The 19,518-nt window shown below is 67.9% G+C and carries 22 protein-coding genes; 13 read left to right on the top strand and 9 right to left on the bottom strand.

What is annotated here, in order from left to right; translation table 11 throughout:
* Together AB0L70_RS06340 and AB0L70_RS06335 are read right to left on the bottom strand one after the other, a co-directional pair.
* Positions 1 to 1,452, bottom strand: a complete 1,452-nt coding sequence (locus AB0L70_RS06340; protein WP_363680636.1) for a hypothetical protein — start codon at positions 1,450 to 1,452, stop codon at positions 1 to 3.
* Positions 1,449 to 1,955: a SigE family RNA polymerase sigma factor gene (locus tag AB0L70_RS06335; protein ID WP_363680634.1), complete on the bottom strand. Its 507-nt coding sequence runs from the start codon at positions 1,953 to 1,955 to the stop codon at positions 1,449 to 1,451. The genes AB0L70_RS06340 and AB0L70_RS06335 overlap by 4 nt, the downstream gene beginning before the upstream one ends.
* A gap of 149 nt (positions 1,956 to 2,104) precedes the next feature.
* Between AB0L70_RS06335 and whiA the strand changes: the two genes are divergently transcribed.
* The 8 genes from whiA (at position 2,105) to AB0L70_RS06295 (ending at position 8,565) form a co-directional block, all read left to right on the top strand.
* A complete protein-coding gene (whiA, locus tag AB0L70_RS06330) occupies positions 2,105 to 3,088 on the top strand; it encodes a DNA-binding protein WhiA (protein ID WP_132403991.1) in 984 nt (327 codons plus the stop codon).
* A gap of 92 nt (positions 3,089 to 3,180) precedes the next feature.
* Positions 3,181 to 3,561, top strand: a complete 381-nt coding sequence (locus AB0L70_RS06325) for a hypothetical protein (protein ID WP_363680631.1) — start codon at positions 3,181 to 3,183, stop codon at positions 3,559 to 3,561.
* Between the two features lie 204 nt (positions 3,562 to 3,765).
* Positions 3,766 to 4,773 carry a type I glyceraldehyde-3-phosphate dehydrogenase gene (gene gap, locus AB0L70_RS06320; RefSeq protein ID WP_363680629.1) on the top strand — a complete coding sequence of 336 codons (1,008 nt, stop codon included), beginning with the start codon at positions 3,766 to 3,768 and terminating at the stop codon, positions 4,771 to 4,773.
* 88 nt (positions 4,774 to 4,861) lie between these two features.
* The gene (locus tag AB0L70_RS06315) at positions 4,862 to 6,064 is read left to right on the top strand and encodes a phosphoglycerate kinase (protein ID WP_363680627.1); all 1,203 of its coding nucleotides are present in this window, start codon (positions 4,862 to 4,864) and stop codon (positions 6,062 to 6,064) included.
* 2 nt (positions 6,065 to 6,066) lie between these two features.
* The gene (gene tpiA / locus AB0L70_RS06310; RefSeq protein WP_363680625.1) at positions 6,067 to 6,879 is read left to right on the top strand and encodes a triose-phosphate isomerase; all 813 of its coding nucleotides are present in this window, start codon (positions 6,067 to 6,069) and stop codon (positions 6,877 to 6,879) included.
* Entirely contained in the window at positions 6,876 to 7,109 is a 234-nt protein-coding gene (gene secG / locus AB0L70_RS06305; protein WP_363680623.1) for a preprotein translocase subunit SecG, read from the top strand. Before tpiA ends, secG begins: the two co-directional genes overlap by 4 nt.
* A gap of 15 nt (positions 7,110 to 7,124) precedes the next feature.
* A complete protein-coding gene (locus AB0L70_RS06300; protein WP_131356954.1) occupies positions 7,125 to 7,484 on the top strand; it encodes an RNA polymerase-binding protein RbpA in 360 nt (119 codons plus the stop codon).
* Between the two features lie 91 nt (positions 7,485 to 7,575).
* Positions 7,576 to 8,565 (top strand): SMP-30/gluconolactonase/LRE family protein, encoded by a 990-nt coding sequence (locus AB0L70_RS06295; RefSeq protein ID WP_363680620.1) that lies wholly within the window; start codon positions 7,576 to 7,578, stop codon positions 8,563 to 8,565.
* Here the strand turns inward: AB0L70_RS06295 and AB0L70_RS06290 are convergent.
* Complete coding sequence (locus tag AB0L70_RS06290) at positions 8,546 to 10,270, bottom strand: BCCT family transporter (protein WP_363680618.1); 1,725 nt, start codon at positions 10,268 to 10,270, stop codon at positions 8,546 to 8,548. The genes AB0L70_RS06295 and AB0L70_RS06290 overlap by 20 nt on opposite strands.
* Before the next feature lie 126 nt (positions 10,271 to 10,396).
* Here AB0L70_RS06290 and AB0L70_RS06285 point away from each other — a divergent pair, with 126 nt between their 5' ends.
* The gene (locus tag AB0L70_RS06285) at positions 10,397 to 11,251 is read left to right on the top strand and encodes an LLM class flavin-dependent oxidoreductase (protein WP_363680616.1); all 855 of its coding nucleotides are present in this window, start codon (positions 10,397 to 10,399) and stop codon (positions 11,249 to 11,251) included.
* A gap of 73 nt (positions 11,252 to 11,324) precedes the next feature.
* Here the strand turns inward: AB0L70_RS06285 and AB0L70_RS06280 are convergent, their stop codons facing one another.
* Positions 11,325 to 11,528 carry a cold-shock protein gene (locus AB0L70_RS06280; protein ID WP_012921273.1) on the bottom strand — a complete coding sequence of 68 codons (204 nt, stop codon included), beginning with the start codon at positions 11,526 to 11,528 and terminating at the stop codon, positions 11,325 to 11,327.
* 438 nt (positions 11,529 to 11,966) lie between these two features.
* On the opposite strand from AB0L70_RS06280, the gene AB0L70_RS06275 reads away from it, so the two are divergent.
* Entirely contained in the window at positions 11,967 to 12,242 is a 276-nt protein-coding gene (locus tag AB0L70_RS06275) for a protealysin inhibitor emfourin (RefSeq protein ID WP_363680614.1), read from the top strand.
* On the opposite strand, the gene AB0L70_RS06270 is transcribed toward AB0L70_RS06275, so the two are convergent.
* The 3 genes from AB0L70_RS06270 to AB0L70_RS06260 are packed head-to-tail and all read right to left on the bottom strand — an operon-like array spanning position 12,239 to position 15,690.
* On the bottom strand, positions 12,239 to 13,747 hold the full coding sequence (locus tag AB0L70_RS06270) for a beta-N-acetylhexosaminidase (protein WP_363680612.1): 1,509 nt from the start codon (positions 13,745 to 13,747) through the stop codon (positions 12,239 to 12,241). The two genes, AB0L70_RS06275 and AB0L70_RS06270, sit on opposite strands and share 4 nt — an antisense overlap.
* Positions 13,740 to 14,513 (bottom strand): fructosamine kinase family protein, encoded by a 774-nt coding sequence (locus AB0L70_RS06265; protein ID WP_363680610.1) that lies wholly within the window; start codon positions 14,511 to 14,513, stop codon positions 13,740 to 13,742. The genes AB0L70_RS06270 and AB0L70_RS06265 overlap by 8 nt, the downstream gene beginning before the upstream one ends.
* A complete protein-coding gene (locus tag AB0L70_RS06260; protein ID WP_363680608.1) occupies positions 14,473 to 15,690 on the bottom strand; it encodes an MFS transporter in 1,218 nt (405 codons plus the stop codon). Before AB0L70_RS06260 ends, AB0L70_RS06265 begins: the two co-directional genes overlap by 41 nt.
* Before the next feature lie 74 nt (positions 15,691 to 15,764).
* On the opposite strand from AB0L70_RS06260, the gene AB0L70_RS06255 reads away from it, so the two are divergent.
* Positions 15,765 to 16,400, top strand: a complete 636-nt coding sequence (locus tag AB0L70_RS06255) for a CGNR zinc finger domain-containing protein (protein WP_363680606.1) — start codon at positions 15,765 to 15,767, stop codon at positions 16,398 to 16,400.
* A gap of 180 nt (positions 16,401 to 16,580) precedes the next feature.
* Entirely contained in the window at positions 16,581 to 16,997 is a 417-nt protein-coding gene (locus AB0L70_RS06250) for a VOC family protein (RefSeq protein WP_363680604.1), read from the top strand.
* Positions 16,998 to 17,038: 41 nt separating this feature from the next.
* Here the strand turns inward: AB0L70_RS06250 and AB0L70_RS06245 are convergent, their stop codons facing one another.
* Positions 17,039 to 17,785: a phytanoyl-CoA dioxygenase family protein gene (locus tag AB0L70_RS06245; protein WP_363680602.1), complete on the bottom strand. Its 747-nt coding sequence runs from the start codon at positions 17,783 to 17,785 to the stop codon at positions 17,039 to 17,041.
* Positions 17,786 to 17,855: 70 nt separating this feature from the next.
* Here AB0L70_RS06245 and AB0L70_RS06240 point away from each other — a divergent pair, with 70 nt between their 5' ends.
* Positions 17,856 to 18,671: an AraC family transcriptional regulator gene (locus AB0L70_RS06240; protein ID WP_363680600.1), complete on the top strand. Its 816-nt coding sequence runs from the start codon at positions 17,856 to 17,858 to the stop codon at positions 18,669 to 18,671.
* On the opposite strand, the gene AB0L70_RS06235 is transcribed toward AB0L70_RS06240, so the two are convergent.
* Entirely contained in the window at positions 18,668 to 19,501 is an 834-nt protein-coding gene (locus AB0L70_RS06235; RefSeq protein WP_363680598.1) for a DinB family protein, read from the bottom strand. The two genes, AB0L70_RS06240 and AB0L70_RS06235, sit on opposite strands and share 4 nt — an antisense overlap.
* Positions 19,502 to 19,518 lie beyond the last annotated feature (17 nt).

Here is a 19,518-nt window from a genome sequence, read left to right as displayed (position 1 = left end):
TCAGTCGAAGTCGACGTCGAGTTGCTTCTTCGCGTCGTACACCTGCTTGCCCTTCGCGTCGAAGCCGCGGACGCGCACCTGCTTGAGGCCCGAGTTCCCACCGGTGAGACCCCAGATGTAGAAGCCGTTCGACACCAGGGCGCGGGTCGGGCCCTTCGGCAGGTCGACGACGATCTGGGCGACGCCGTCCGGAACCATGGCCCACTCGAAGTGGTCCGCGAACTTGCCATCGGCCTGCACGGCGCCCCGGGTGTAGTCGTACGGGCCCTTGGCGGTCGTCCCGAGCATGTGACACCACGCGAAGACCCGCTTGTCCGGCGAGATCAGGATGGCGGTGAGCTTGTCACCGGTGCCGGTCTTGAGTGCGACCTTCCAGTCCTTGGTGACCGGGCCGGCGGCCTTGATCACCGAGTCGTTCGGATTCCCGGGTGCCCGGCCGGCGTCCTTGAAGTAGATGTCGTCGACGCCGCGGCACCGGGTCGTGATCTGCTCGTCGGTGAGCGGACTGACCGGCGGCGGGGGAGCGAGGGCCTTCCTGGTCGCCGGGTCCTTCGTCAGTACGACGTCAGGCTGAATCGGCTCGGCGGTCTTGACGGTCACCGCCGGGTCGACCGGCTTCACGGTGCTCGACGGGAAGGTCACCGGTGGGGTGACCTGCTCCCACACCTTCTTGCCGTTCGCGTCGTACGCCCTGATCCGGCGCAGCACCAGCCGCATGTCCTCGTCGCCGCGGTACCCGATCGTGAAGAACCCGTCAGTGCCGACGAGTGCCTCGTGCGGGCTGTTCTGGCCTTCCAGGTCGACGAGTACACGGGCGACACCGGGGACCGGGACCCGGAGGCCGTTCGCCACGGCCTGTGGCTTGTCCGGGTCGAGTTGCTTGACCACCTCGGTGCTGATGCGCCCGTTGGTGCGTGGCTTCTTCGGAGCATCCATGTCACACGTCGCGACCAGGGACTTGTCCGGCGCGAGGAACATCGCGATCAGTTCGTTCTGGTTGCCGCTCTTGACGACGACCTTCCAGCGCGCGTCGATCGGGCCGGCCTTGTCCCAGACGTTCGCCTTGTGTTCGCGGAGGAAGTCGACGTTCTCGCGGTCGTACTGCCGGCAGCGCGCGAGCGCCTCGGCGTCGGACAACGGGCTGACCGGCGGCGCCGGAGTGACTGTCTTGCCGGTCTCGTTGTCGACGATCCGGCCGGTCTTGGCGTCGATCGTGATCGTCTGGCCGGACGGCGTACCGGCGGGCCCTTCGCTCTCCGATCGCGTCGCGGACCAGGTGGCCATGCCGCCGATGACGGCGGCGGTGGTCAGGGCGGCGGTGGCGGCGGTGGCGATCCGGCGGTGGCGGACGGAGCGCCGGGCGCGAATCAGGAGGTCGTCGACGGTGGTGTGCATCGGCTGGTCGGAGTCGTCGGCGGCGTCGGCCAGGAGTCGTTCGATGTCGTTGCTCACGGGGCGCTCCTTTCGGTGTGGTCGAGTAGTTCGCGGAGCCGGGTCAGACCGCGGGAGGTCTGGCTCTTCACGCCGCCGGGGGAGATGCGCAAGATGTCGGCGGTCTGTTCGACACTGAGGTCGGCGTAGTGCCGGAGGACGACACAAGCCCGTTGGCTGGGTGCCAGCGCTGCGAGCGCTTCGGTCACCAGCAGCCGGTCGTCGACCGGCCGGACGGCATCAGGCGTGATGACGAGTGCTTCCTCGGTGTCGTCCAGGTGCTCGCGTCGCCATGGTTTCCTGGACTGGTCGAAGACAGCGGTGACCACGCAGCGTTGCGCGTAGCTGTTCAGCCCTTCGCCGCGCTGGATGCGGTTCCAGCGCCGGTAGACCTTCACCAATGCGTCCTGCGCCGCGTCCTCGGCGCGATGCCAGTCCCCGCACATCAGGTACGCCGTACGCCGCAGCCGGCGGATCGTGATCGCCGCGAACTCGGTGAACTCCGTTTCGTCCTGCGCTCTCATACCCCTCCTCTCGAGGTCGCCGAAGGAACGCGGCCAGCGTCGCGGAAGGTTGCACCGCCCGTAACAGATCCTTGGAACAGCAGTTGACCCTCTGTCGCTTCAGTGGTTCCGGGGGCGAGGGTCTTTGACACCGGTGGGAGGATGCACTCATGGCGATGACAGCACAGGTGAAGTCCGAATTGACCAGTATTCAGGTCACGAAACCCTGTTGCCGCAAGGCCGAGGTGTCCTCCGTGCTGCGGTTCGCGGGCGGTCTGCATTTGGTGTCCGGCCGGATCGTCGTGGAGGCCGAACTCGACAGCGGGGCCGCGGCCCGCCGCCTGCGCAAGGACATCGCCGAGATCTTCGGCCACCCCTCGGACGTCGTCGTGATCTCCCCGTCCGGAATCCGGAAGCAGACCAAGTACGTCGTACGCGTGGTCCGCGACGGCGATGCGCTGGCGCGCCAGACCGGCCTCGTCGACAACCGCGGCCGGCCTGTCCGTGGGCTTCCGCCGGCGGTCGTCTCGGGTGCGTCGTGTGATGCGGTGGCGGCCTGGCGCGGTGCGTTCCTGGCCCACGGTTCGCTGACCGAGCCGGGGCGGTCGTCGTCGCTCGAAGTCACCTGCCCCGGTCCGGAGGCGGCGCTTGCTCTGGTCGGCGCGGCCCGCCGGCTCGGCATCGGCTCGAAGGCTCGCGAGGTCCGCAACGTCGACCGCGTGGTGATCCGCGACGGTGACGCGATCGGTGCCCTGCTGACCCGTCTCGGTGCGCACGAGTCCGTGCTGGCCTGGGAAGAGCGACGGATGCGCCGCGAGGTTCGCGCGACCGCGAACCGGCTGGCCAACTTCGACGACGCCAACCTGCGCCGCTCCGCGCGCGCCGCCGTCGCGGCGGGTGCGCGGGTCGAACGGGCGCTGGAGATTCTCGGTGACGACGTACCCGATCACCTGCAGGTGGCGGGCAAGCTGCGGCTCGAGCACAAGCAGGCCAGCCTCGAGGAGCTCGGGCAGCTGCACGAGCCGGCGCTGACCAAGGACGCGGTGGCCGGCCGGATCCGCCGCCTGCTCGCGATGGCCGACAAGCGCGCCTCCGACCTCAACATCCCGAACACCGAGGCCAACCTCACCCCGGAGATGCTCGACCCGGCCTGACCGGATCGTTATCAACAACCCCCTGCACCCGTCCTTGTCGCGTCGGTTGGATTGCCCTACGGGGTTTCCAGCCGACCAACAGATGAGGACTGATGGGTACCCAGGAAGAAGAAGCGAAGGCACTGGCCGAGCTCGAGCGTGTCCGGACCGAGAACGCCATCAAGGAGATGCAGCGCCAGGAGGAGCTCCGGAAGCTCCAGGAGCAGCAGAACCAGAACAAGATGGTTGCCGACGATCCGTCCGTGGCCAGCTGGCCGGCCGATGGTGTCCAGGAGACGCCCGGGCGGCTGGACGGCGTGAAGGCGGCGCTAGGGATCGGGGCACCCGGTGATGCGGCGCTGGCGGCCAAGCTGCTGAACAGCGCGCACGCACCGGCCGGGAGCACCGTGCCGGAGCACAGCGGCGACGGTGCCAAGGAGCAGACCGGTGGCGTGACCGGCGGACGTACTACGAGTGCCGCGCTCGGGTACTGACGTCACCAGCTGGACAACTGGTATTCAAAAGACTGCCCCGGAAGATTTCCGGGGCAGTCGTGCGTCTGGGTGGTCTGCTCTGAACACTACCGGTCAGTGAAGGTGGTCTCAGGTGGACGCTACCAGTTGGTCGAGTGGGCGGTTGGGCTAATGTTCGGGCTGTAGGGCAGTGCTCGAACGCCAGATCTGAGGAGACGTAGTCCCGTGACCGTACGCGTAGGTATCAACGGCTTCGGCCGGATCGGCCGTAACTTCTTCCGCGCCGTGCAGGCGTCCGGTGCCGACATCGAGGTCGTCGCCGTCAATGACTTGACCGACAACCAGACCCTCGCTCACCTGCTGAAGTACGACTCGATCCTGGGCCGCTTCCCGGGTGAGGTCTCCGCCACCGACGACGACATCACCGTCAGCGGCCACAGCTTCAAGGCGTTCGCCGAGCGCGACCCCGCGAACCTGAAGTGGTCCGACGTCGGCGCCGACGTCGTGATCGAGTCGACCGGCTTCTTCACCGACGCCACCAAGGCCAAGACCCACGCCGACAACGGCGCCAAGAAGGTCATCATCTCCGCCCCGGCGAAGAACGAGGACCTGACCGTGGTGATGGGCGTGAACCACGAGCTGTACGACGCCGAGAAGCACACCGTGATCTCGAACGCGTCCTGCACCACGAACTGCATCGCCCCGCTGGCGAAGGTCCTGCACGACGCGTTCACGATCGAGCGTGGCCTGATGACCACGATCCACGCGTACACCCAGGACCAGAACCTGCAGGACGGTCCGCACAAGGACCTGCGCCGCGCCCGCGCCGCCGCGCTGAACATCGTGCCGACCTCGACCGGTGCCGCGAAGGCGATCGGCCTGGTGCTGCCGGAGCTCAAGGGCAAGCTGGACGGCTACGCGCTGCGCGTTCCGGTCCCGACCGGCTCGGCCACCGACCTCACCGTCACCGTCGGCCGCGAGGTCACCGTGGACGAGGTCAAGGACGCCTATCAGGCGGCCGCCGCCGAGGGCACCCTGAAGGGGTACCTGACCTACACCGAGGACGAGATCGTCTCGAGCGACATCGTCACCGACCCGGCCTCCTGCATCTTCGACGCGGGCCTGACCAAGGTGATCGGCAACCAGGTCAAGGTCGTCGGCTGGTACGACAACGAGTGGGGTTACTCGAACCGCCTCGTCGACCTGGTCAACCACGTCGGCGCCTCGCTCTGACGTTCCGTTCACGTTGCGTCCGGAGAACCGTGGTCCTCGACCGCCGGTTCTCCGGACGTTAACGGTTGTTGCGAAGGAAAGCTGAACTGTGAAGACCATCGAAGACCTCGGGGACCTGGCCGGCCTGCGGGTGCTGGTCCGCTCCGACCTGAACGTGCCGATCAAGAACGACGTGATCGGCGACGACGGCCGCATCCGCGCCTCCGTGCCGACGCTGGTGAAGTTGGCCAAGGCCGGCGCGAAGGTGATCGTCACCGCGCACCTCGGCCGCCCGAAGGGGCAGCCGAACCCGGAGTTCACGCTGGCCCCGGTGGCCGAGCGGCTCGGCGAGCTGCTGCAGCCCGAGGGCATCACGGTGCACTTCGCCGCCGATGTCACCGGTGACAGCGCGCAGTCCGCCGTACAGGATCTGGACGAGGGTGAGGTCCTGCTGCTCGAGAACGTGCGGTACGACGCCCGCGAGGAGAGCAAGGACGAGGCGCAGCGTGAGTCGCTGGCCGAAGAACTCGCAGCGCTGGCCGACGTGTTCGTCAGCGACGGTTTCGGTGTCGTGCACCGCAAGCAGGCCAGCGTGTACGACGTCGCCCGCAAGCTCCCGCACGCCGCCGGTGGGCTGGTGCTCGCGGAGGTCGACGTACTGAAGAAGCTGACCGAGGAGCCGGCCCGTCCGTACGTCGTCGTACTCGGTGGCGCCAAGGTGTCGGACAAGCTCGCGGTGATCGACAACCTGCTGGCCAAGGCCGACAAGCTGCTGATCGGTGGCGGCATGGTCTTCACGTTCCTGAAGGCGCAGGGCCACGAGGTCGGCAAGAGTCTGCTCGAGGACGACCAGCTGGACACGGTCAAGGGCTACCTGGACAGCGCGAAGGCCAAGGGCGTCGAGATCGTGCTGCCGACCGACATCGTTGTCGCGCCCGAGTTCAAGGCCGATTCGCCGGCCACCGTGGTGGCCGCGGACGCGATCCCGGCCGACCAGCTCGGCCTGGACATCGGCCCGGATTCCGGCAAGGCGTTCGCGGCCGAGATCGCCGACGCGAAGACGGTGTTCTGGAACGGTCCGATGGGTGTCTTCGAGATGGCGGCGTTCGCCGGCGGAACGAAGGCCGTCGCGCAGGCGTTGACGGAGGTGGACGGGCTGAGTGTGGTCGGTGGCGGTGACTCCGCGGCCGCCGTACGCCAGCTAGGCTTCGCGGACGACGCGTTCGGGCACATCTCCACCGGTGGTGGGGCGTCGCTCGAATACCTGGAGGGCAAGGAGCTCCCGGGTCTCGCTGTACTGGAAGAGGACTGACGATGGTGGACAGCACAGCTGCCCGTACGCCGTTGATGGCGGGCAACTGGAAGATGAACCTCAACCACGTCGAGGCGGTGCACCTGCTGCAGAAGCTTTCGTGGACGCTGCAGGACAAGAAGCACGACTACGAGCGGGTCGAGGTGGCGGTGCTGCCGCCGTTCACGGATCTGCGCAGCGTGCAGACGCTGGTCGACGGTGACCGGATGAAGATCAAGTACGGCGCGCAGGACCTGTCGACGCACGACTCCGGCGCCTACACCGGCGAGATCTCGGCGGCCATGCTGAGCAAGCTCGGCTGCACCTACGTGCTGGTCGGGCACTCCGAGCGGCGTCAGTACCACAACGAGGACGACGCCGTGGTGAACGCGAAGGCGGCCAAGGCGATCGAGGCCGGTCTGACTCCGATCGTGTGCGTCGGCGAGGGTCTCGAGGTCCGCAAGGCCGAAGGCCACGTCGACCACTGCGTGCAGCAGATCGACGGTTCGCTGGCCGGGCTGAAGCCGGACGACGTGCGCAAGCTCGTGATCGCGTACGAGCCGGTCTGGGCGATCGGCACCGGCGAGGTGGCGACCCCGGAGGACGCGCAGGAGGTCATCGCGGCGATCCGGTCCAGACTGGAAGAGACGATCTCACCCTCGGTGGCCGACTCGGTACGGATTCTTTACGGCGGATCGGTGAAGATGGCCAGTGCAGGTGGCATCATGGCCCAACCAGATGTCGACGGCTGCTTGGTCGGGGGCGCGAGCCTCCAGGCCGACGAGTTCGCCGGGATCTGCCGTTACCTGGACCTTCAGTTAGGCTACTCCTCGTGATTCTCGCTTTCTCGATCATCGTGATCATCTGCAGCCTCATGCTCACGCTGCTGGTGCTGCTGCACAAAGGCCGCGGTGGCGGCCTGTCGGACCTGTTCGGTGGCGGTGTGTCGTCCAGCCTGGGCGGCTCCTCGGTCGCCGAGCGAAACCTGGACCGGATCACGATCGGTATCGGTCTGGTCTGGTTCGCAGCCATCGTCGCGCTCGGCCTGCTCTACAAGCTCGGCTGAGGGGAGTAGGTTCCCGTGGCTGGTGGTGGCAGTGCGATTCGTGGCAGCCGGGTCGGTGCCGGACCGATGGGCGAGGCGGAGCGTGGCGACAGCGCGCCCCGGCAGCGCATCGTGTTCTTCTGTGCGAACGGGCACGAGACCGCGACGGTCTTCGCGGTCGAGGCGGCCATCCCGGAGGCGTGGGACTGTCCACGGTGCGGTCTGCCGACCAGCACCGATGTGAACAACCCGCCTCCGCCGCCGAAGATCGAGCCCTACAAGACCCACCTGGCCTACGTGAAGGAACGGCGCTCCGAGCAGGAGGCGGCCGAGATCCTCGAGGAGGCCCTGGAGAAGCTCCGCGCCCGGCGTGCCCGCGGCGAGGTCATCTTCTAGAGCAGAACGTTCGCAGCCCGGACCGATCCACGGATCGCTCCGGGCTGTGGCATTTTGTGATCGCCTGGCTTCACCGCGCTAAGGTCACGGCATGAAGTCGTCGATCGCGCCCGTTCGCTGGACTCCGCCGCCCACGCCGCCGGCGCGAAACCCGTCGCCGATCGACGTGGACGTTGTCGCGTTGCCGGGCGCAGGGCCCGAGGACACGTTGATCGACACCGACGGCAGCGTCCTCACCGGCTTGTACGACGGACGCATCCTGCGCGTGAGTGCCGACGGCAAGACGATCTCCACCTTGGCCGACACCGGCGGCCGGCCGCTCGGACTGGAGTGGCTGCCCGACGGCAAGGTCCTGGTCTGCGACGCGAACCGAGGCCTGCTCACCCTCGACCAGGACGGCCGGATCGCGACGCTGCTGTCCGAGGTCGAGGGCCGGCCGATGCGCTTCTGCAACAACGCGGACGTGACCGAGGACGGCACGATCTACTTCACCGACTCGTCCACCCGCTTCGGCATCGACGAGTGGATGGCCGATCTGCTGGAGCACTCCGCGACCGGCAGCGTGTACCGGCTGACCCCGGACGGCGAGCTCACCCGATTGACGACCGGCCGGGCCTTCCCGAACGGCGTCGCGCTCAGTGCGGATCGTCGTACCCTCTTCTGGGCCGAGACGGCGACGTACGGCCTCTTCAAGCTCGACCTGACCGACGAGAACGCCGAGCCCGTACACGTGGCGGAGATCCCGGGACTGCCGGACAACATCGCCCGCGGCTCCGATGGCTTGATCTGGGTCGCCGTCGGCTCACCACGCAACGCCCTGCTCGACCTCCTGCTGCCCAAGCATCCCGCCCTCCGCAAGGCGGTCTGGGCTCTGCCCGAGGCCTTGAAGCCGAAGGCCGCCGACATCATCGAGATCCAGGCGTACGACGAAGCCGGCCGGCTGATCCACGACGTCCGGGCCAAGCACCCGAACTTCCACATGCCGACCGGCGTTCGCGAACGGGACGGGAAGGTGTGGCTAGGCAGCATCGGCACCAGCTCCCTAGCCACGTTCCCGACCCCTACTCCTGCTGGGGTTTGACCACCAGCGAGAAGTCCTCGCCGTGATTGCTCACGCCCTCGATCACCGCTGCCTCGACCGCCTCCGAGCCGATCGTGCTGCGCAACATCAAGGGATCCGTGCGCAGGTCCTTGGCCAGCGCGACCGCCAGTCCGACCATCACCACCGCGAACGGCAACGCCGCCACAATCGTGAGGTTCTGCAGGCCCTGCAAGGCATCCGCACCACCGCCACCGGCCAACAGCATCACCGCGGCCACAGCGCCGGTCAGCACACCCCAGAACACGACGAGCGACTTCTTCGGCTCGATCGCACCGCGTTCGGACAGCGTGCCCATCACGATCGACGCCGCGTCCGCGCCGGACACGAAGAAGATCGCGACCAGTACGACGACCAGGATCGTGGTGACCGACGTCAGCGGGAGGTGGTCGAGCATGCCGAACAGCTGCCCCTCGGTGGTCGACTCACCAGCGATGTCCGTACCACCGCGCTGGATGTCGATCGCCGTACCGCCGAAGATGCAGAACCACAGCAGGCTGACCAGGGACGGCACCAGCAGTACACCGGTGACGAACTGGCGGATCGTCCGGCCGCGGCTGATCCGGGCGATGAACATCCCGACGAACGGCGTCCACGAGATCCACCAGGCCCAGTAGAAGACCGTCCAGCCGGACAGCCACTTCGCCATCGCGTCGCCGCCACTCGCCTCGGTCCGCGCGGCCATCGCGGCCAGGTCGCGGAAGTAGTCGCCGATCGCGGTCGGGACCAGGTTGAGGATGAGCACGGTCGGACCGACGACGAACACGAACACGGCCAGCGCGACGGCCAGCACCATGTTGATGTTGGACAGCCACTGGATGCCCTTCGCCACCCCGGACACCGCGGACGCGACGAACGCGGCCGTGAGTACGGCGATGATGCCGACGAGCACCCCGTTGCCGGTCTGGTCCAGCCAGCCCAGGATCCGTACGCCGGAACCGATCTGGAGCGTGCCCAGCCCGAGTGACGCGGCGGACCCGAACAGCGTCGCGAAGATCGCCAGCCCGTCGATCACCTTGCCGACCGGGCCTTCGGTCCGCCGGCCGAGCAACGGGGCGAACGCGGAGCTGATCAGCTGCGACCGCCCCCGCCGAAAGGTGCCGTAGGCAATGGCCAGGCCGACGACCGCGTAGATCGCCCACGGGTGCAGGGTCCAGTGGAACAGCGTCGTCGCCATCGCCGTCTGCAGCGCCTCCGACGTACCGCCGTCGACCGTGCCGGGTGGGGGACTGGTGAAGTGGGAGAGCGGTTCGCTCACGCCGAAGAACATCAGGCCGATGCCCATGCCTGCGCTGAACATCATCGCCACCCAGGACACGGTCTTGAACTCCGGCTGCTCGTCGTCGGCGCCGAGCGGGATCCGCCCGTACCGGCCGGCGGCCAGCCAGATCACGTACACGACGAAACCCGACGCCAGCAGGACGAACAGCCAGCCGGTGTTCTGCTCGACCCAGCCGAGCGCCGAGGTGGACGCCGTACCGAGGCTGGATGCGCTGGCGATGCCCCAGGCAACGAAGGCCAGGGCGATGACCGCGGTGACACCGAAGGTGATGCGGTCGAGCCCGGAACCGCGACTTCGGCTGCCGGGCGGTGGGGGTGGTGCGATCGCGGGATGTGCTGCGTGGTCGGTGGTCTCTGCCTGGCTGTCGAGGTCGTTCTCGAGTTCGATGGCCACAGGTGATGTCACGCCTCGCTTCGGCGCGCCTCCGTTCTGTTCAGTTGGGGGACTGCCTAACGACCGTGTCGAATATCGTGGCAAAATGCAACTATCGTGGTTTCGGCCACATCGAGACCCGGGACTACGCTGGCGGGCATGCGATTCGGGATCACGATCCTGCCGGAGTACCGGTGGAAGGACGCGGCGCCGTTGTGGCGGCGGGCGGAGGAGCTCGGCTTCGTCCACGCGTGGACGTACGACCATCTGACCTGGAGCGGTCTGCAGGACTCGCCCTGGTTCGGTACGACGCCAACGTTGACGGCGGCCGCGATGGTCACGTCCACGATCAAGCTCGGCACGTTCGTGACGTCGCCGAACTTCCGGCATCCGCTGGCGCTGACCCGGGACATCCTCGCGATCGACGACGTCTCCGACGGCCGGTTCCTCTGCGGCATCGGCTCCGGCGGCAGCCTCGACGCGACGATCCAGGGCGGCCCGGATCTCACCCCGCGGCAGAAGGTGGATCGGTTCGCGGAGTTCGTCGAACTGCTCGACAAGCTGCTGACCACCGACGGCGTCGACTTCAAGGGTGAGTACTTCGAGACCCGCAACGGCCGGACGCTGCCCGGTTGTGTGCAGCAGCCGCGGGTGCCGTTCATCATGGCCGCCAACGGACCGCGTTCACTCCGCCTTGCCGTTCAGTACGGCGCCGGCTGGGTCACGACCGGTCCGAAGTCCCCGGACTTCGAGACCTGGTTCGCCGCCGTCACGGACCTCAGCCACCGGCTGGACGACGTACTGGAGGGTCGGCCCTTCGATCGCTACTTGGCGCTCGACTCCGCCCGGTACTCGCTGTCCAGCCCTGACGCCTTCGAAGACGTTGTCAGCCGCGCCGCGGCCTTGGGCTTCACCGACGTGATCAGCCACTGGCCCCGCGCGGAAGGCGTCTACGCCGGCAGCGAAGCCGTCCTCGAGCAGATCGCCACCGACGTCATTCCCCGCTTGCGATAGGGCAGCGAAAGGGCCGCACACCTGGTGGTGTGCGGCCCCTTCGTTTTCAGTTTCGAGAAGGGTGATCCAAAGATCAGATCGGGCGGATGTTCTCCGCCTGCAGGCCCTTCTGGCCCTGGGTGATCTCGAACTCGACGCGCTGGTTCTCGTCCAGCGAGCGGAAGCCCGAGGTCTGGATGGCCGAGTAGTGCGCGAACACGTCCGCGCCACCGTCATCCGGGGTGATGAAGCCGAAGCCCTTGTCAGCGTTGAACCACTTGACAGTACCGACAGCCATTTGTGTCTATCTCCTTGATGGCTTGTAACAAACCGCGACCCACACCTCATGGGCCACGTGTCGCCGAAAGGCCCCAGAAGACAGAACCGGCCATGCAGCACAGCGAAAGTCAGTGGGAGTCCAAAAGTGCAACGCGATAACTGTAGCCGATCTGCGGCCGCGTGGAAGAGGTGATCGAGAACACGTGTCGCTGATTGTCGCCGCCCGCCACAGTCTGTAACAGAGCGAATTCGGGCCTGGCCGGGCCTGCCCGAACCCGGAAAACCCGCGCCGACCTGCTGGTTCGCGCTCGCAGCGTGGTCCGGCGGGATGGCAACGAAGGACAATGCACCGGTACGCCGGGTGATGGGCGTCTGGTTCGGATCGATTTTCTCGGCGTGTCGCGCGGCGGTGGACATTGGTTGCAAGAGACGCAATGGTGAAGAAAAGGAGACCTGATTGATCGTCAAAGTAACGCGCAGCGGCGGTTTCGCCGGCCTGATGGCGCACGGTGAGCTCGACACCAGCGCCGAACCTGACGCCGAACAGCTCGAGGCCGCGGTGCAGGCCCTCGACGCCACCGACCTCGGCTCCGGCCGTCCACAGCCGGACCGGTACGTCTACAAGGTGGAGGTGCGTGACGCCCCGGACGCGGACGCCACCCACCACACCGTTGCCGAGCAGGACGTCAACGAGACGACCGCCTGGCTACTGGACCGGATCCTGAAGCGTTAGCGCCAGGGGATCTCCGGCGCCCGGTAGAAGTTCACGCCGAGCGCCTCCCAACGAGACCCCTGCGCGGCGAGCCGGTCCTTGTACGTCTCCCAATCCAGCGCCGACGCCGGCGACCAACCCAACTCGGCGATCCCCGGCAGCCGGGGGAAGGTCATGAACTCGACCTTCGCCAGATCGTCGAGGGTCTCCGTCCACAGTGGCGCCTCCACGCCGATCACGGCGCTCTCGGGCACGTCCGGGATCAGCGTCGCGGGATCCCAGCTGTAGGCCTTCTCGACGCTGATCAGCCCGGCCCAGGCGAGACCGTACGGCGAGTCCTCGTCGTACTTCATGTCCAGGTACGCGCGGTTGGCCGGTGACATCACCAGTTCGGCCCCTTGGCGGACCCCCTTGCGGGCCAGTTCTTCGTCCTTGGCCTGATCGTTTCCCCAGTACTGGACGATGCTCCCGGCCGGCAACTCGGCATCGGCGATCTCGTGCCAGCCCATCACCCGCTTACCGTGCTTCACCACCAGCTCGGCTGCCTTCGGCACGAACGTGAGGTAGTCCGAGTGCGGCGTCACGTGTGCCTCGTCCCCGCCGAGGTGGATGACGTCCCCAGGGGTCTGCTCGGCCACCTCCCGGAACACGTCGTCCAGGAACTCGTACGTGAGGTCCTTGGCCACGGTGAGCGAGCTGAACCCGACCTCGGTGCCGGTGTAGAGCGGCGGAGCCTCGCCGTCGGCGTTGAGCTCGGCGTACGACGACAACGCGGCGTTGGTGTGACCAGGGGTGTCGATCTCCGGGACCACGGTCATGAAGTGGTCGGCGGCGTACATGACGATCTCGGCGTAGTCCGCCTTCGTGTAGTGCCCGGCCGGTCCACCGCCGACCTCGGAGCTGCCGCCGTGCTTGGTGAGCTCCTGCCAGGAGTCCACCTGGATCCGCCAGCCCTGGTCGTCGGACAGGTGCAGGTGCAGGCGGTTCAGCTTGTACAGCGACGCGAGCTCGATGAACCGCTTGACGTCGGCGACCGAGAAGAAGTGCCGGGACACGTCGAGCATGACGCCGCGGTACGAGTAGCGGGGCGCGTCGGAGATCTCGGTGCCGGCGATCTCCCACGGACCCGCCTGGTCGGTGTCCGCCTCGGCCTTGGCGGGGAGTAGCTGGCGCAGCGTCGTCACGCCGCGGAAGAGCCCTTCGGCCGTGGCCGCGGTGACAGTGACGGTCGAGCTCTCCACGCGGAGCTCGTAGCCCTCCGCGCCGAGGGAGTCCGGTCCGTCGGCGGACAGCGTGATCGTGCCGGTTCCCGGTTCCACTGGCAGTGCGAAGCCGGTGGAGCGACGGAGCTGGGTTACGAGCTGGTCCGCGATCCGGTCAAGGGCTTCGGACGGGGTGACGACACCGACAGTGGCCGACGACTGCAGGGTGAAGGTTTGGTCGGGCAGGGCGCTTTGGGTGACAGGCTGCGGGATCAGGGTGGGCTCCGGTGGGTGCGTGAGTTGTTTAAGAAGAGTCTCATCCATACTTGTGCGCCATGGCGATCGCCTGGGGCACATAACTCCCGCCGAACATCACCACGTGGGTCAGCAGCGGGTGCAGGCGGTGCAGCCCGACCCGGTCCCGCCACCCGTCCGCGAGCGGATACGCCTCGTCGTACGCACGGAGCACCCGTTCGAGCTGGGGTAGGCCGAAGAGGCCGAGCATGGCGAGGTCCGTCTCCCGGTGACCGCCGTGGGCGGCCGGGTCGATCAGGTGTACGCCGTCCCAGGCCCAGACCACGTTCCCCGACCACAGGTCGCCGTGGATCCGGCTCGGCTCGTCCGAAGGGTCGTCGTACGCACCGTCCTCCAGCCGAGTGCACACGTGCTCGAACACCTGCAGTTGGTGCCCGTCGATGGCGGACTGGTCGTAGGCGGCCCGCAAGTACGGCCGGAGTCGAAGGTTCGCGTAGAACTCGCCCCACGACTTGAGTGGCTCCTGCGCGTGCGGCAGCCCGATCGTGCCGATGTAGCCGTCGCCGTCCCACCCGTCCGGCGGTACGCCGTAATGCCGGGCGCCGGCGTCATGCGTCACGGCCAACCGCCGGCCGAACTCGTCCGCGGCCGCACCGGTCGGCGGCACGATCTCCAGCTTGACCGTGCTCAGCCGGCCGGGGGAGACGTCGAGCGGCTCGGCGACGGACACTCCACCGGGGACGGCGAGCCAGCGCAGCCCAGCCGCTTCAACCTCGAAGAACCCCGTTGGCGCGTCAGGCCGCCTCTTCACGAACCGGTTGCCCAGGTCGGTCATGTTCGCACTCTGCCACCCGGACCCGACGGCGAGCCAGCATCGGCTCGCTGAGGAGTGTCAGCACGGCCGCAGCGGCGAGCAGGGACCCGACGATGGCCACGCTGCGCACACCGGTGTTGTCGATCAGCGCACCACCGACGAACGCACCCGCTGCGATGCCCACGTTGAAGGCGGAGCTGGTGCCGGCCGAGGCGAGGTCGGTGCTGCCCGGCGCGACGTGCAGCGTCCGGTTCTGTACGGCGACCGCCATGCCGCTGAAGGCCAGGCCGACCACTGCGATCAGCGCGACGGTCGCGACCTTGTAGCTTCCGAAGGCGTAGAGGCCCGCAAGGGCCAGGCTGAGGACGGAATACGACACAACGACTGCTCCCCAGGGGTACCGGTCGAGAAGCCGCCCGACGACCAGCGTGCCGGTCAGGCCGCCCAGTCCGCTCGCAAGCAGCATCGGGCCGAGCGCGTCCCGGGAGAAGCCGGTGATGTCGAGCAGGAACGGCGTGACATAGGTGTTGAACGTCAGGAAGCCAGTCACCCCGATCGCCGAGCTGGCAAGGACAACGACGTACCGCCGGACGTCTGGCGCGCTGCCGCGACTCGAGGCGCCGTTACGCACCTCGACGGTTGGAAGCAGCCACAGGGCGCCGGCACAGGCCACTGCGCCGAGTCCGGCCATCACACCGAGGGGGACCCGCCAGCCGGCCTGCTCGCCGAGCCAGGTGCCCAGCGGGATGCCGAGAACGGGTGCAAGCGCCGTTCCGATCGCGAGTCGGGCCACAACCCGTCCGCGCACCTCCGGCGCGAACAGACTGGTCGCGATCGGCGGCGCGATCGCCCAGAAGAGCGACTGTGACAGCGCAGTCAGCAGCCGGGCAGCAAAGAGCAGCTCGTACGTCGGTGCGAGGGCGGACAGGGCCGTGGACACGGTCAGGACGCCGAGCGTGCTGCCGAGGACAAGTCGGCGGGGAAGTCGGAGCGTGAGCCGGGCCAGCGGGATCGACGCGAGCACGACGACCGCGGCGTACCCTGTGACCAGGAGGCCGACCTCGGAGCGGGTCCGGCCGAGGTCCGCGGCGACGACGGTGAGCAGACCGATCGGGAGGACCTCGATCGTCACATAGGAGAACGTGCTGAGCGCGAGCATGAGCAGGGCCGCGTTGGCCCGGCGGGACGTGATGGGCATGACCTCACCTGTGTCAGTCGGTGGTTCCAGCAAAGGATTCCAGTAAAGGACTGTATGGTGGTAGCGTCTCACCCATGACCGATAGTTTTCGCGACGAGCTCAGGATTGTCGGTGGGCATCCCGCCCTGGATCTTGTGAACACCGTAACGCCCCGGATTCCCGGCCGTCCCGACGTTTACGACTATCTGAGACAGCCCGCCGAGCTGCTCGCCTGGAGCCGCCGGATCGAGCTCGTCGACGCGGCCGAGAGCGCGGCGATCGAGGCGGTCTGGCAGGGCGCTCCGGATCTGGCCGAGAAGGCGCTGCGGGCGACCGACGAGATCCGGGCGGCGGCGTACGCCGTACTGGCCGGTGAGGGTGCGCAGGAGTCAACGTACGAACGGCTGATGCTGCGTTGGGCAGCTGCTGCGGCCCGGTCGATGCTGGTCGCGAAGGGCGACGGTCCGGGGGTCGCTGACCTGCGGGTCGGGACGGCGCCGGCGTTGATGATTCCGGACCGGCTGGTGTTCGCGGTCGTCGACCTGGTGCGGACGGTCGACCACCGGCAGTTGCGGTCCTGTCCGGTCGACGACGGCGGCTGCGGGTGGCTATTCCTGGACCGCAGCCGGAACGGCTCGCGGCGTTGGTGCTCGATGGAGGACTGCGGCACCCGGGCCAAGATCCGCAAGCTCACCGAACGCCGCCGCGCTACCACCGTCAAGCCGGTTTAGCGGGAGCGAGAAAGTTCATTCACTGTCAGCAACCGTCTTACGGGCTAAGAAGGCGTGTCGAAAGATGCGAACTGTCCGTCGGACCTGTCATCGTAGGCGGCCGGGCCTTCGACCACGACGGGCCTGGCCGGGCCTGCTCCGCGATCGGGGCAGGTAGATGAAGAGGAAGCTGGAGGACAGATGACGCAGGTGGCAGAGCAGCCGGGCAGTACTGCCGGGCGGCTCGGCTCGGTGGTGCTGGATTGCCTGGACCCACTCGAGCTCGCCCAGTTCTACTCAGCTCTGCTGGGGCTGGAGATCGACGAGAACGGTGACGAGGACTGGCGGAGCCTGACCGGCCCCGGCTCCTCGCTGGGATTCTCGACGCTGGCCTTCCGGCGCTCGGAGGAGTACGTGCCGGCCACCTGGCCCGGCACCGACGCGCACGACCTCCATCTCGACCTGATCGTCGAGGACCTTTCCAGCGGCCACGCCACCGTGGTCGCGCTCGGGGCCGAACCACTCGACCCCCTGGACCCACCGCCCGCCGAGAACACCAGGGGCTGGCGGATCTACGCCGACCCGGCGGGACACCCTTTCAGAATCTGCCTCGAGTAGGCCTTTCGAGCGCCCGCCCTGTGTTGGGGGCGGGCGCTTTTTCATGTCCAGGCACTGCTGCCGGTGAACGCGAAGTGGCGGCTCTCGTCGTACCGGGGTCGTGGCTGGTAGCTGTTCACACCCGGCTCGCCGCGCAGATGGAAGGCGCTCGGGTAGGGCTGCTCCGGGTCCGTGATCCGGGTCGAGGTCGGGATGTAGCGGATGGTCAGGCCGCAACGCCGGTTCGGCGAGGTGTTCGCGTTGCTGCCGTGGACGATGTTCGGGTGGTGCACCTCGACATCGCCGGGCGCCAGCACCATGTCGACCGCGGCGGACTCGTCGACCTCGACCGCGATCTCCTTCCCGAGCACGCTCTCGACCTCGGTGTTGTCCCGCATCCCGGCCACCCCGGAAAGATGGCTGCCGGGGACGACCCGGACGCAGCCGTTCTCCGGCGTCGAGTGGTCGACGGCCAGCCACAGCGTGACGACCTTCATCGGGTCGAGCGGCCAGAACGCGGCGTCCTGGTGCCACAGCACCGGCTGACCCGAGTACGGCGGCTTGGAGATGTAGTGCGACGCGAACAGGGCCAGATCCGGCCCGACGAACTGCGACGCGATATCGAGCAGCCGGTCGTCGCTCACCAGCCGCACCCAGAACGGGTCGTCGCGCAGGTAGACGTGCCCCAACTGCTCCGGCCGTACGTCGGGATGCCTGGCCTGCAGCCACTCCACATGATCGTTCACCTCCTTGATCAGCTCTTGGTCGATGACGTTGCGGAAGATGACGTAACCATCGCGCTCGAACATGCCTCCATGGTTCGCCCTGGCGGCAGTCGATGGCTAGCAACGAGCTGCCGTGAACTTGTAGCGTGTTGATGTGGACCAGGTGCTGCGGTTCGAGTCGCACGCGTTCGGCCGGCCGTATCACGCGGCCCGGGTGCGCATCCCGGCTCGAGCCCGCGACACCGAGTTGCACACGCACGCCGACTTCCACGAGTTCATGGGTGTGGTGTCCGGGACCGGCGAGCATCTGCTCACCACCGGCGTCGAGCCATTGCGAGCCGGCGACGTGGTCCTGGTCCGGCCGAGCGATCGGCACGCCGTCCGTGGCTCCGCGCCGGACGGGCTGGAGTTCGTAAATGTGGCCTTCCCGAGCTCGGCCTGGCTGGGCTTCCTCGACCTCACCCGCACCCAGCTGGCCCCGTCAGGGCCGGTCACCTTCCACACGGCGGCGGCGATCGCCGTCTTCGAGCACGCCCTGGCCCGTTTCCAGGCCGAGCCCGGCCCCTACGACCTGATCCGCTTCTGGATCGACCTGCTGCAGTTGCTCGCGCCCGCGGACACAGGAGGTCCGGGCACGCCGGACTGGCTGGCCAAGGCCTGCACGGCGATGCGCGCCGAGGACAACCTCCGCGGCGGCGTCCCACGCATCCTGGAACTCGCCGCCGTCAGCCCGGCGCACCTCTCCCGCTCGATGCGCGCCGCGTACGGCGTGACTCCCACGACGTTCGTCACCGATCTCCGCCTGGAGCACGCCGCCTCATTGCTAGCGGCAACAAACATCCCGGTCGCCGGCATCGCCGACCGCTGCGGTTTCACCAGCCAGTCCTACTTCACTCGCTGCTTCACCGCGGCCCACGCAGTGGCCCCTCGCGAGTTCCGCCGCCGCTCCCAACGCGCCTTCGTCCCCTAGAGCGATTCGAGATACGCGGCTGCCTCCGCCTGCTTGAACCACTTCGCCCAGCCGAGTACGTCGGCATCGAATCGCGGGTCCTTCGCGGACAGGTCGGCGCCGTGCTCGACCAGGTACCGCAGCGTGTCCACAGCGCCGTTCCCCGCGGCCAGATGAGCTGCGGTGAAGCCGTTCGCCGTACGTTCGTTGACGTCGAAGCCTCGGTCGGCGAGCTGCGGAATGATCTCCCAGCGCTGCGCGGCGGCTGCCTCGGCGAGGAGCGTCGGGCGTTCGGCCGGGGTGGTTTCGCCCGCGAACGGGTCCTCGGCGCGCTGGTCGCGGTAGAAGTCGCGGACCGTGCCGAGCTCCGCGCCGTGGTGGATGAGCTCGTCGAGGATGTGCAGGACGAACGAGGTGCCGTCGTGCTCGGCGTACTGTCCCGCGGGCTCGCCCATTGGGCTGTCCAGCGTCTCCTGGCTGAGTGCGGCCAGCCGGCCGCGCCAGACGTCGTACGCGTGATCGAGAGCAACAAGTGCGGCGGCTGCGGTCTCTGGGACTGGCGGCTGGCCGTCCTCCGGGGCGGGCTGGTGTCCGAACCAGGTGGCCGTGCGGTCCTCCTGCAGGATGTCGACGATGTGCGTGATCCGCCAGGCCAGCGTGGTGAACGGCGCCGGTTCCGGCGGGATCCAGGCCCAGTCGGCGGCGAAGCCCGTGTCGGTCTTCCGGATCGACCAGCAGCCGTCGAACGGCTCCCAGAGGTACTCCTCGTCGGTCAGGCCCTCGACCCGGCCGCGCAGCCGCTGCCAAGCGAAGTCGGACAGGTCCAGGAGATTCTGCGAGAGCGTCGTCATGGCACCACCGTAGGACG

The sequence above is a fragment of the Kribbella sp. NPDC051952 genome (assembly GCF_040680855.1).
In the GTDB taxonomy this organism is placed as follows: Bacteria; Actinomycetota; Actinomycetes; order Propionibacteriales; family Kribbellaceae; genus Kribbella.
The sequence above is the reverse complement of the archived record's forward strand: the minus strand, read 5'-3'. Positions and strand labels throughout refer to the sequence as shown.